Origin of the sequence: Brevibacillus sp. HB2.2, assembly GCF_013284275.1 — a bacterium.
Lineage (GTDB): Bacteria > Bacillota > Bacilli > Brevibacillales > Brevibacillaceae > Brevibacillus > Brevibacillus brevis_D.
Genome location: NZ_JABSUV010000003.1, coordinates 47,945 through 60,839 on the forward strand (window position 1 = coordinate 47,945; position 12,895 = coordinate 60,839).

10 protein-coding genes are annotated in these 12,895 nt (G+C 49.8%); 4 read left to right on the top strand and 6 right to left on the bottom strand.

Going from position 1 to position 12,895, the window contains the following annotated elements:
• Positions 1–34 precede the first annotated feature (34 nt).
• From HP401_RS02830 to HP401_RS02845, 4 genes are all read right to left on the bottom strand, one after another.
• Positions 35–805, bottom strand: coding sequence for an SDR family oxidoreductase (locus HP401_RS02830; RefSeq protein WP_173603987.1), 771 nt, complete (start codon positions 803–805; stop codon positions 35–37).
• Positions 802–2,226: an aldehyde dehydrogenase family protein gene (locus HP401_RS02835; protein ID WP_173603988.1), complete on the bottom strand. Its 1,425-nt coding sequence runs from the start codon at positions 2,224–2,226 to the stop codon at positions 802–804. The genes HP401_RS02830 and HP401_RS02835 overlap by 4 nt, the downstream gene beginning before the upstream one ends.
• 20 nt (positions 2,227–2,246) lie before the next feature.
• Positions 2,247–3,323 carry a tartrate dehydrogenase gene (locus HP401_RS02840; RefSeq protein ID WP_173603989.1) on the bottom strand — a complete coding sequence of 359 codons (1,077 nt, stop codon included), beginning with the start codon at positions 3,321–3,323 and terminating at the stop codon, positions 2,247–2,249.
• 219 nt (positions 3,324–3,542) lie between these two features.
• Positions 3,543–5,276, bottom strand: coding sequence for a sigma-54-dependent Fis family transcriptional regulator (locus tag HP401_RS02845; protein ID WP_173604117.1), 1,734 nt, complete (start codon positions 5,274–5,276; stop codon positions 3,543–3,545).
• A gap of 298 nt (positions 5,277–5,574) precedes the next feature.
• On the opposite strand from HP401_RS02845, the gene adh reads away from it, so the two are divergent.
• A complete protein-coding gene (adh, locus tag HP401_RS02850; protein WP_173603990.1) occupies positions 5,575–7,095 on the top strand; it encodes an aldehyde dehydrogenase in 1,521 nt (506 codons plus the stop codon).
• Positions 7,096–7,098: 3 nt separating this feature from the next.
• Positions 7,099–7,449 carry a DUF779 domain-containing protein gene (locus HP401_RS02855; protein ID WP_016739606.1) on the top strand — a complete coding sequence of 117 codons (351 nt, stop codon included), beginning with the start codon at positions 7,099–7,101 and terminating at the stop codon, positions 7,447–7,449.
• A gap of 57 nt (positions 7,450–7,506) precedes the next feature.
• Here HP401_RS02855 and HP401_RS02860 read toward each other — a convergent pair whose 3' ends face one another.
• A complete protein-coding gene (locus HP401_RS02860) occupies positions 7,507–9,198 on the bottom strand; it encodes a DEAD/DEAH box helicase (protein ID WP_173603991.1) in 1,692 nt (563 codons plus the stop codon).
• A 19-nt stretch (positions 9,199–9,217) separates the two neighbouring features.
• Positions 9,218–9,838 (bottom strand): class I SAM-dependent methyltransferase, encoded by a 621-nt coding sequence (locus HP401_RS02865; protein WP_173603992.1) that lies wholly within the window; start codon positions 9,836–9,838, stop codon positions 9,218–9,220.
• Positions 9,839–10,012: 174 nt separating this feature from the next.
• Between HP401_RS02865 and HP401_RS02870 the strand changes: the two genes are divergently transcribed.
• Both HP401_RS02870 and HP401_RS02875 read left to right on the top strand, forming a co-directional pair.
• Entirely contained in the window at positions 10,013–10,705 is a 693-nt protein-coding gene (locus HP401_RS02870; protein ID WP_172139418.1) for a response regulator transcription factor, read from the top strand.
• A complete protein-coding gene (locus HP401_RS02875) occupies positions 10,683–12,836 on the top strand; it encodes a sensor histidine kinase (RefSeq protein ID WP_173603993.1) in 2,154 nt (717 codons plus the stop codon). Before HP401_RS02870 ends, HP401_RS02875 begins: the two co-directional genes overlap by 23 nt.
• Positions 12,837–12,895 lie beyond the last annotated feature (59 nt).

The following is a 12,895-nucleotide window of genomic DNA, read 5'->3' on the forward strand; positions in this document are numbered from 1 at the left end:
TATTTTAAATAATATGAAAATTTAGTTCATTTTACTAGATGCCTCTTCCACCGTCTACATTCATGACCTCGCCCGTGACAATTTTGGATAGATCAGAAGCCAAATAGAGAGCCGCCTGCGCGATATCCTCCGGCTGAATCAACATGCCCAATGGAACACTGCTGATGAAAATATCTTTTTTCCCGGCCTCTACTTCCGCTTCATCACCATTGATAAACTTACCCAGCATCGGTGTCTCTGCCGGCCCTGGATTGATGACATTGACCCGAATTTGAAAAGGAGCGAGCTCAATCGCCAGTGCCTTGCTCAACATGATAGCGGCCCCCTTGGACGCGCAGTACGCATTCAGCCCCGGACGGGCTCTGATCCCGGCAATCGAAGCGATATTGATGATGCTGCCTTTCCCCTTCTCCTTCATGTGGGGAACCGCATGCCTTGTCGTCAAAAAGATCGACTTCGTGTTCACAGACATGATGCGATCCCACTGCTCCAAGGTCAGCTCCTCAATCGGGGTAAACGCTTGGGGAACACCCGCGCAGTTGACCAGGAGATCAATCGAGCCGTACACTTCGAGTGTTTCCTTTACTAGTGCAGCGACACTAGTATCGTCTGCCACATCCGTTTGCACCGCATGACCTTTTCCTTGTGGCAGCTCTTGAGCGACCACTACTGCCGCTTCTTTGTTCAAATCAGCCAGGATGACATTGGCTCCCTCGTCCGCAAAAAGCTTCGCAATGGCCTTGCCCATTCCTGACGCGGCCCCTGTTACAATCGCCGTTTTTCCTTGCAAAAGTTGCCCGCTCATAGGTTGATCACCACCATTCGCTCTTCCGTCATCTCTTCGACTGCGTAACGCGGACCTTCCTTGCCCAGTCCGCTGTTTTTGATTCCGCCGTATGGCATGACGTCATTCCGATAGGTCGATACGTCGTTGATCACCACGCCACCGTATTCCAGTACGCGTGCCGCTTTCATTGCGACGTTCAAATCACGGGTAAAAATCCCCGCCTGCAAGCCGTACTCCGAATCATTGGCTTGTGTAAAAGCATCTTCAAGATCACTGTACGGAATGATCGTGACGACGGGCGCGAACACTTCCCGGCAAACCACCTTCATCTCTGGCCTTGTATCCACCAACACAGCCGGATAGAAAAGAGCACCCTCCCGTTTGACAGGCAAAAGCGATCTGGCCCCTTGGCTAATCGCTTCCTGTACCCATTCCTCTGTGCGGCTCGCCTCTTTTTCACTGATCATCGGTCCGACATCCGTCTCCGGGTCCTCGGGATTCCCTACCTTCAACTGAAGGACATGCGAGATATACAAGTCACTGAACGCCTTCATAACCGATTCATGCACGTAAATGCGCTGAACAGCAATGCACGCCTGACCCGCATTGTGAAAGCTGCGGGAGGCTGTTTGGCGGGCTGCTAACTCCAAATCTGCATCGAGATGCACGATATTAGGAGAGTTGTTGCCTAGCTCCAGTGCAACGGGACGCATGCCACTTCGTTCCTTGATGCGGCGACCAACTTCTCCTGACCCGGTAAAGGTGTACATGGCGATGCGTTCTTCGTCCATCAGCCATTCCCCTACATGACTGCCTGCCCCTGTCACGATATTGACGTAGCCCTTTGGCATACCCGCTTCCTCCAGGATCTCCACCAATAGAAAGGTTGCGATAGGCGTGACTGTAGCTGGCTTAACGACCAGCGTATTTCCTGCGGCAAGCGCTGGCGCGATCTTATGTGTACTGAGCAGCAAGGGATAGTTAAACGGCGTAATAGCGCCGATTACTCCTTTTGGCACCCGAATGGTAAAGCCCAGACGGTTTTCCGAGCCTTCCGTTGCTTGCAGCGGAATCATTTCCCCGTGAATTCTTTTGGCTTCCTCTGCCGACAAGCGCAGTGTATTGATCGTCCGATCCAGCTCATTCCTCGCGTCCTTGCGCGTTTTTCCCACTTCGCGAATCAAGGATTGCTCCATCTCGTCCCGGCGGTCCTCCATGAGCTCAGAGGCTTTCAGCAAGATTTGGTATCGTTGAAAAGGTGTTAATTTGTCCGCCTTAAACGTCTCCCACGCCGCTTCCACCGCTTCTGTTACATGCTGCTGACAAGCCTTGGCAATACGCGCGATGCACTCACCGGTGTATTTGTGAAGGACGGGGATGTAGCTCTCGGTTCTCACCCATTCTCCGCCGATGTACAAATCATACGATCTCGCTTCCATGTCCTCTTCCTCCCTTATATTTATCTCGTTGTTTGATAGATGTGGCGAACGATTTCGTCCCCCAATTCTTTTGTGGTCGCCGTCCCCCCAAGATCAGGAGTAAGCACCTCCCCATCTTGCAGCACGTTTTCGATAGCGTTCATGATGACAGTACTGAGCTCTGGCAAATCGAGATGATCCATCATCATGGCGAGGCTCCATACTTGTGCGATCGGATTGGCGATTCCTTTGCCCGCGATATCCGGCGCAGAGCCGTGAATAGGCTCAAACATGGAGGGATACTTGCGCTCCGGATTGATATTCGCGGAAGGGGCCAAGCCCAACCCACCGACGATTGCCGCCCCGAGATCAGTCAAAATGTCTCCAAACAAGTTGCTCGCGACAACGACATCAAACGTTTCTGGTCGCGTGATGAAATAGGCAGCGAGTGCGTCGATATGATACAGATTGGTCTGGATACCCGGGTATTCCTGACTGACTTCCTTGACGATCTCATCCCAGAACGGCATGGAATGGTTGATGCCATTGGACTTCGTTGCTGCGGTCACGCTCTTTTTCGAACGCTTTTCCGCGAGTGCGTAAGCGTACTTGAGGATGCGCTCTGTGCCATACCGGGTAAATACGTTGTTTTGCACCGCCATTTCGTACGGTGTACCCTGGTGCATCCGCCCGCCCATATTGGAGTACTCACCCTCTGTATTCTCCCGCACCACGACGAAATCGAGATCGGCATGGTCCTTATAGCGAAGAGGACTTTCCAGACCTTTTAGCAGCTTGACCGGGCGAAGGTTCACATACTGCTGGAATGCCCTGCGTATAGGCAAAATTAACTCCCACACAGAGACATGGTCAGGAACTTCGGGCGCACCGATTGCACCTAGCAGAATCAAATCATAGTCTTTTAAAATGTGGAGTCCATTCTCCGGCATCATTTTGCCGTGTTGGAGATAATAGCTACAGTTCCAATCCATGACATCACGGGCAAACCGAATGCTGCCGTGACTCTCTTCTATGGCTCCCAACACCTTCAGACCTTCTTCCATGACCTCGGGACCGATTCCGTCTCCTGGAATTACTGCAATGGAATAGTGTAGCAACGGTCTCCCTCCTAAAAATCTAAATTTTTCGACTTCATATCACACTATCCACTTGCATGATTAATGCCAAGCTCCGTATCCTGCACCCTGACCGGATAAAAGTCTTCCATCCGTTCCACTCCATGCATCACTCGAATGGTGACATTGCAAGACAACGCAACAAAATGTTGCAACACACATTGCAACATTTGTTCAGGCCAAGCTATATCGTTTCATCTATTATGACTCTTCCTGATGAATCGGTGCTCCAATCTGGTATTCTTCTATTTTGCGGTACAAGGTATTTCGTCCAATTTGCAGCATTTTGGCCGCTTTACTGACATTACCGCCACTTTTCTCGAGCGCCTTTTTGATTGCGATTCTCTCTGTTTCACGCAAGGAAGGAATAGCATGATCCGAAGACTCAGGCGGATCGGCTTCCATCAATCCCTCCAGCTGGATGTGATCGCAATCAATGATGTCCCCCTCTGCCAAAAACACCGCTTGAATCAGAACACCTTGCAGTTCCCGGATATTGCCCGGCCACGAATAAGCACGCAGCTTATCCTTTGCCTCCGTGGTTAGTATGTACGGTTGTTCTGTGTCGATCTGCTGTAATAGATGCTCCGCCACTTGGATGATATCACTGCGCTTTTTCAACGACGGCAAATGAATGGAGACTCCTTTGAGTCGGTAGTACAGGTCAGCCCGAAAACGTCCCGCCTTGATCTCCTCTGACAGGTTTCGATGCGTAGCGGCTATGATCCGCGCATAAATAGGGCGGGATTGATTGCTCCCCACCGGGGTGACGACCTTTTCCTGCAAAACGCGCAAAAGTGCCGCTTGCGCACGCAAAGACATATCCCCGATCTCATCCAAAAAGATCGTGCCTTTTTTCGCCGCTTCAAACTTTCCGATTCTTCCTTCCCGATGTGCTCCCGTGAATGATCCGTTTTCATATCCAAATAATTCGCTCTCGATTAAATTTTCTGGAATCGAACTACAGTTTACTGCGATAAAAGGCTCATGCGCGCGCGGCCCTGTCTCATGGACCATTTGAGCGAACAGCTCTTTTCCCGTACCGCTCTCCCCCAAAATGATCACAGGAAAATCTACCTGAGCCGCCTTTTGTCCGAGCATCTTTGCCTGCAAGAAGAGTGGGCATGAACCAGCTAGACGTGGAAACGGCTTCAGCTGTACGTTGGGTGCCGCAGACCAAAAACGCGGGCGATGATCTTTCACATGACGGCCAGCACGTTCTTGCTCCGCACTTACTCTTGTTCCCAAGGCTTCCTTTCCGAGCTGCTGTTGCGAAGCCTCATTTAGGCCCACGATACGCTCGTCCCGATCCAAGCCGACGAGCGCCAGCTTCCCTCGACCATCTCCTGGGCGTGATAGAGTTGGTAAGGCAATCACGCGCTCCGCATCTGTTAACAAAAAGCGGTTTTGCAGAGCCTCTGCGATCATGCAAGCAATGGTTAGGGCAAACGGATGAGAATATTCTTTACGCGTACTAATGTCAATAATGCCTAATAGCTCACCCGCTGGTGAAAAAATAGGTGCCGCTGAGCATGTAAGAAAGCGATTTTCCAAGAAGTAGTGTTGCTCTCCCTGTACCTGAATCGGCTGTTGTGCAATCAACGCTGTCCCAATCGCATTGGTTCCTTTGTAGTTTTCTGTCCAGTTCGCTCCGATTTGCAGCTGTACTTTTTGTGCCTGGTTGGCGAAGACCGGGTCCCCGATCGTTTGAATAATATTGCCTTCCCGGTCAGACAAGAGTGCGATGTGCTCTGTCGATAACAAAAAGGGAGCAAGCTTGTTAAAAAGCGGGAGACTCTCACGAATCAGAGGGTGATTATCCTGAATGATTTCTTTGATTCGTCGGGCAGAAATGATTTGATCATTGGTCTTCTCCGTAGCCTTGAGGTTCGATTCCTGACAGCGCTTCCAAGATTGCTGAACAATCGTCGACAACACGATTCCCTCCCCCAAAAATCATTCCCCCTCAGTATAACATGAGAGTCTTTGCTATAGAAAAAACCAGTCCAACCACGAGCACATTTGCCGTCTGGCTGCTAGCCGTCATCGGTCATTTTCCGACAGTATCCACCCTTTTGTCCTAATACGGAACATGGCATGATCCATTATGGAACAATTTCTACCCTAATCCACGCAGGAAAACGCTGTCATTTCGAGCTTTTTCACGTTGGTACGAGACTTGCTTTTAGAGAGGGCTGTAAAGAAATATGTGATAAATGAGGAGGCGCTCGCAATGATCTATGCTCAGCCCGGTCAAGCCGGTTCTAAGGTGACTTTCAAAAATCGTTATGAAAACTACATCGGGGGTAATTGGGTTCCGCCAGTAAAAGGTGAGTATTTCGAAAACGTATCACCTGTAACAGGCAAGGTTTTTTGCGAGGTAGCCCGCTCGACAGCCGAAGATATTGAGCTGGCACTGGACGCTGCCCATGAAGCAAAAGACGCGTGGGGCCGTACCTCTGTTGCACAACGCGCGAATATTTTGTTAAAAATCGCGGATCGGATGGAAGCAAATCTGGAGATGCTTGCAAACGCAGAGACGTGGGAAAACGGCAAGCCCGTTCGTGAAACACTCGCGGCCGACATCCCGCTGGCGATTGACCATTTCCGTTACTTCGCCGGAGCGATCCGCGCGCAAGAAAGTACACTCGCCGAAATCGATAACGATACGGTCGCTTATCATTTCCATGAGCCACTCGGTGTCGTTGGTCAAATTATTCCTTGGAACTTCCCGCTCCTCATGGCTACTTGGAAGCTGGCTCCAGCCTTGGCAGCGGGCAACTGCGTCGTCCTCAAGCCAGCGGAGCAAACACCTGCTTCCATCTTGGTGCTGATGGAGCTGGTCGGCGACCTGCTCCCTCCTGGCGTCGTCAACGTCGTGAACGGCTTTGGTCTGGAAGCGGGTAAACCGCTTGCTTCAAGCAACCGTATCGCAAAAATCGCCTTTACGGGTGAAACGACGACAGGTCGCTTGATCATGCAATACGCTTCCCAAAATATTATTCCGGTGACGCTGGAGCTGGGCGGAAAATCGCCAAACATCTTCTTCCCGGATGTGGCTGCAAAAGACGATGCCTTCTTTAACAAAGCCATTGAAGGATTCGTACTGTTTGCGCTCAACCAAGGCGAGGTTTGCACATGCCCATCCCGCGCGCTCATCCACGAAAGCATCTACGACCAATTTATGGAGCGTGCCCTGCAACGCGTAGCCAATATCAAGCAAGGAAATCCGCTCGATACAGATACGATGATCGGCGCACAGGCTTCCTTGGAGCAGGTAGAAAAAATCCTCTCCTATCTGGATATCGGCAAACAAGAAGGAGCCGAATGCCTGATTGGCGGCGCTCGTGCACAGCTTGCAGGTGAACTCGAGGGCGGCTACTACATCCAGCCAACTGTCTTTAAAGGCCACAACAAGATGCGTATCTTCCAAGAGGAAATCTTCGGTCCAGTCGTCTCCGTAACGACCTTCAAGGATACAGAAGAAGCGCTCGCTATGGCAAATGATACGTTGTATGGCTTGGGTGCTGGTGTATGGACACGCGACACGAACACAGCCTACCGCATGGGCCGCGAAATCCAGGCTGGTCGCGTATGGACCAACTGCTACCATGCTTACCCGGCTCACGCAGCGTTTGGTGGTTACAAAATGTCCGGCATTGGCCGCGAGACACACAAAATGATGTTGTCTCACTATCAACAAACGAAAAACTTGCTGGTCAGCTACAGCGATCAAGCTCTGGGCTTCTTTTGATCAATGAGCCAGCCAGAAAAAGTGCTCGCGACAGATGCTGCACTGGCACTAATTGAACGGCTTCGCGCCAAACACGGTGACCTGATGTTTCACCAGTCAGGGGGCTGCTGCGATGGCAGCTCCCCTATGTGTTACCCGCTCGGTGAATTTCTCGTGGGTGAGCAGGACGTTCTTTTAGGCGAGATCGGTGGCTGCCCGTTCTACATGGGCAAAGCTCAGTATGAGTATTGGAAGCATACGCAGCTCATCATTGACGTCGTGAATGGGCGTGGCGGAATGTTTTCGCTGGAAGGACCTGAGGGGGTACGCTTCCTCACACGTTCACGGGTATTTCCAGACACGGAACCAGAATAAAAGGAAGACCGCTCCTGCCTTTTTACTGGCTGGAACGGTCTTTTTTTGCTTGGATAGCTATCTCGATTTTTTGCGAGAGGTACGATTTGCAGGAGCAGAGCTTGTCCTTTTGCCTGCTTTTGCATTCGGACGGGCGGAACTGCGTTGTGCAGATACTGGCTTCTTGCTAGAGCCGCTAGACTTGCGATCAAAACCGCTTGCTGCACGGTTTCCTTCCTTCGGCTTATGTCCAGTACCGCCTGTTGCTCGGTTACCATCCTTTGGCTTGCCATCGAAGCCACCTGTTGTTGCTCGGTTACCTTTCTTTGGTTTGTACTCAAAGCCACCTGTTGTTGCTCGGCTTCCGTCCTTTGGCTTGCGCTCGAACCCGCCTGCTGTATGGTCTCTGCCCTTTGCCTTGCCCTCAAAGCGACCTTCTACACGTTCACGTTTCCCTGAATTACGCTCAGAACCGCCACCTTTTGCTTGGCGTCGTCCATCTCCATCACGACGCCCCCTAGAACCTTGCTCCCTTCCCTCAGCTGACTTTCCTTTCCCTCTTCCCTGCTTATCCCCTTGCCGATCTGCTTTCTCGGCTCGCTCCCTCTCAGGCTTTTGCTTTTTCTGATCGCCCGACTCTCCACGATCCATTTCACGCCGCTCCAGAGACAGATTGATCCCTTGTTCAATCTCTCTTAGCTGCCCCCAATCCTTCGCTGCTACCAAGGTAAAAGCAGTCCCTTTTTCCTTGGCTCGCCCCGTTCTGCCAATCCGGTGTATATAGCTGTCCACATCTTCCGGGATATCATAATTGAAAACGTGCGTGACTCCCTCGACATCAAGCCCACGCGCTGCCACATCAGTTGCGACCAAATACTGAATCCTAGCCTCGCGGAATCGCTTCATGACATCCTCGCGTTTCGCCTGTGACAAATCGCCGTGCAGCTCGTCAGACATATAATCGAGACCTTGCAGCTCCGCATTTAACTTACTGGCTCTGCGCTTTGTTCGGCAAAAGATCACGGCCAGAAACGGTCGTTGTTCATCCAGCAGACGGCACAGCGTAGCTTGCTTCGCACGATCTGTGGTCTCCACTGCAATTTGGCGAATATCATCTAACGTAATTCGCTTGCCCTGCACTTTGATGTTTTCCGGCTTTTGCATAAAGCGCTTCGCAAGAGATTGCACCTGCTCTGACATGGTGGCCGAAAACAGCAAGGTTTGTTTTTCAAAAGGCGTGTTTGCCATAATATCTTCTACCTCAGGCAAAAAACCCATATGAAGCATTTGGTCCGCCTCATCCAGGACAAACATCGAAACTTGCGATAAATCGATCGTCCCTCTTCGCAGATGATCCAGCAAACGGCCCGGTGTCGCGATGACCACATGTATTTTTCCTTTCAGCTTTCTCAGTTGCTGATTGACATCTTGTCCCCCATAAACCGCGAGTACTTGAATGTCTTCCAGCTTTTCCGTCAGCTTCTTTACCTCTGCCGTAATTTGCAAGGCAAGCTCCCGCGTAGGGGTAAGAATCAACGCTTGAACATGCGTCGCTTGTGGATCTACGTTTTCCAAGATCGGCAGGACAAATGCGAGTGTCTTCCCGGTTCCCGTCTGTGCTTGCGCGATTACATCTTTTCCTTCCAGCACAACAGGAATTGCTTTTTCCTGAATCGGTGTAGGCTCGGTAATCCCGTTTGCTTGCAGAGCATCTATCAGTTCCTTATGTATTCCCAATCCCAAAAAATCAGCCAGTTTCGCCATCTCCATTCATAAATCAAATCCGTTATTATTTCGTACATACTGCCATGCCGATAAAGTACCGTATGCCATCACGAGGTATTTTTTCAAAGGTAACGCCTCTCTGATAGTACATATCCACGTCAGAATAGCGTACAAACAGCTCCGCGAACTCTTCCGGCGTCAGCTGATGAACATGGAAGGGCTCACTCGTCTCTTTGCCCCGCCCTCTGCCAAATGGACTGGAAAGCACGAGCGTACCACCTGGTTTCAGCATCCGATACAAGTTATCCATAAACAGCAAATCGTCTGCGACATGCTCAATGGTCTCAAAGCTCAAAATCGTATCAAACAACCCCAATTGCTCGGGAAGCGCTGGATCAAGCGCGTCACCCTGCTGATACGTAATCTTTTGATGGTTGTATTCCCGATTGGCATAAAAGATCGTCGCCTCATCGTTGTCGACACCAATCAGTTCTGTCAGCTCTCGTTTTCGATCCTTTGCGATCATATGACATCCGTAGCCGGTACCGCAAGCGATATCCAGCACTCGACCTTTTACATAAGGTGCGGCAAAATAATATCTGGCTATATGCTCCAGCAGCATGCCATTCGTAGGTTTTAACAGCTTGGGGATGATTCTCTCCCCTGTCCATTCCAGCAAAGCCATCACCAATTTTCTCGTATTCTTCCTCACATCTTACCTTATTTATCGGCTTGATCCTATCAGCTAGCATTTCCTGAACGGGGTTTATTAAGAAATTTGTAAGACATTTCATTACTGTTTTGTTAGAGCTGGGCGTTAAGATAGTACCATGAATGCATTCATAAGGTGGGACGAATCATGACCAAATATCAAGTCCTCGTAGTCGACGACGAGGAAGAAATCCGCGACGCAATCGAAATCTATCTCAAAAATGAATCCATGACCGTATTCAAGGCTAGCAATGGACAGGAAGCGCTGGACGTACTGGAACGCGAAGAGATCCAGCTCATCCTGATGGACATCATGATGCCAAAAATGGACGGAATGACCGCCACCTTTCAAATTCGCCAGAAAAAAAACATCCCGATCATCATGCTGTCTGCCAAGTCAGAGGATACCGATAAAATTCTCGGGCTAAACATCGGTGCCGATGACTATGTGACGAAGCCTTTTAATCCCTTGGAGCTCATCGCCAGGGTCAAATCTCAGTTAAGACGTTTTACCAATCTGGGAAGCGCTCAAATAACAGAGGATGAGATTCAGGTGCGCGGCTTGACCTTGAACAAGAGTACAAAAAATGTAGCAATTGACGGCAACGAGGTCAGGCTGACGGCTACCGAATACAAGATCCTGGAGCTGTTGATGGAAAACAAGGGCCGCGTTTTTTCTATAGAGGAAATTTATGAACGGGTCTGGAGAGAGCCTTATATGAACGCGGAAAACACGGTGGCTGTCCACGTAAGACGCATTCGGGAAAAAATAGAGATCAACCCGAAGGAACCTAAATATTTGAAGGTGGTATGGGGAATTGGATACAAAATCGAAAAATAAACGCTTTGCGGTGCCCGTGCTCGTTGTTATGATCGTGAGTATTTCGCTTGCTCTCCTAACGATGGCCGATCTGTACCATAAGCGCGAGAATCTCCAAGAGAATAATTATTTTCAAAGCTCAGGCTTCAATCGTGAATTAGAGACATTTGCTGAGCTGGTGAAAAAGGTTCATGTAGATTATACAGGCTACACTCCAGGAAAGCTCGACGAGAAGACAGCGAATCAGCTGAAAAAAGAGCATGAGGAAACCCTTCGAACGCTTAAGGAAGATAACCAGTTCTTAGATCGGATAAAAGAGGCAAAAAGTGAGGGGGACAACGAGAGAGTCGCCCAATTAACCGAGGAATATTCACAAAGCTTGCAAGAAGACATCGCGAAAGCAACGTTGCATTATCAGGAGCAGGTGAACAACAGAATCACCGAAAAAGATGCCGAGTACGAGGAACAAAAAAACAGCCTCACCTTGCGAAGCGGCTCCTTCAAATACTATGTCACCGATAAAAAGAACAACAAAGTTTACACCAATCTCGCGCAAGAACCTACAGAATGGGAACTGGCCCGATATGCGCGCTATACAATCAACCTCCCTAATACGAACGGGGATTTGGAAAGCATCAATCGCACTTATCAACTGAATCAACTAAGTGGTATCTTTTATATCCCAAAAGAACCAGACGGATATAGTCAGGTCCACACAGATGCCCTTTACTATGATTCCATTCGGGATCGGCTGATTGGCGAGTTTGTTCTGCTCGGGGGCACTCTGCTCATCCTTGCATTCTGCTACTGGTATTTGCCAGTTAGCAAAACGTTAGAAGTACCGATTGTAGTGAAAAGCATGGCACTGTTCCGCTTCATCCCGTTGGATATTCGGATGGTACTGTCGTTCATGCTTGGCATCACGTATCTGATTATGATCGCGAACGTGCGCTTTTTCTTCTTGCCAATTGATGGGGAGCATTTCTTCACCCTTGCGTTCGTTTCGTTGTTTACTGCTTACCTGCTTCTACAATTCATGGAGGCATGGCTTATGTACAACCATCCTGAGAGATTTACGCAGCAGTGGCAAAAGAGTATTTTCTCCAGACAACGTGTCCTTCTTCAAGAAAGCTATGCCAATCGCGGCATGTTCTTTAAAGTATCCACGTTGTTCATCCTGACTGTTATGTTCGGGATGAGTATCGGTTTCGGATTCGTCGGGCTTGTCGAAGGGTCTGGTGGCTTACTGTTTTTCAGCTTTTTGTATGGCATGTTTTACATGGCCGTGGTTTTCCCATACGCGCTTAGACGCTTGGGACTGATGAACCGCATCATGCGAGGTGCCTCCGAAATGGCTGGCGGTAATCTGAACACTACGATCCAAAAGGTAAGAAAAGGGAAGTTATCTGATCTCGCGCACTCTCTCAACAACATAACAAAGGGACTCAAGCACGCGATGGAAGAGCAGATGAAGAGCGAGCGCATGAAATCCGAATTGATCACCAATGTTTCTCATGATTTAAAAACACCGCTGACGTCGATTATCAACTACGTTACCCTGCTCAAGCAGGAAGATTTGGCACCTGAGGACCGCAAGAACTACGTCGATGTCTTGGATCGCAAAGCAGATCGACTGCGGGTCCTCATCGATGACCTGTTTGACGCAGCCAAAATGTCCAGCGGCGCGGTTGAGCTGAATATCGAGCAAGTGAATGTAGCCTCCCTGCTCAACCAATCCATCGCTGAATTCAGTGACAAAATCGACCAATCGACGCTCACTTTCCGCGTAACGACGGAACAGCCGAAGATCGTCGCTCCTCTGGATGGCAAGAAAACATGGCGTGTATTCGAGAATCTGATCGGCAACGCCCTGAAGTATTCCATGCCGAACACGCGCGTCCTGATTCATTTGGCAGAGACAGAGGACGAGGTTATCCTGACGTTCAAAAATGTCTCCGCCTACGAAATCGACTTTGATGCACAGGAACTGTTTGAACGGTTCAAGCGCGCTGATCAATCCCGTCATACCGAAGGCTCTGGCCTCGGCTTGGCTATCGCAAAAAGCATCGTAGAGCTGCAAGACGGCAGGCTGTCTATCGATATTGATGGCGATTACTTCAAAGTCACGGTCGTATTCCGCAAGCACGCGTAAGGATCAAATAGGAAAGCCAGTGCCCGATCGTCAGGCACTGGCTTTATTACGTGGTTTTC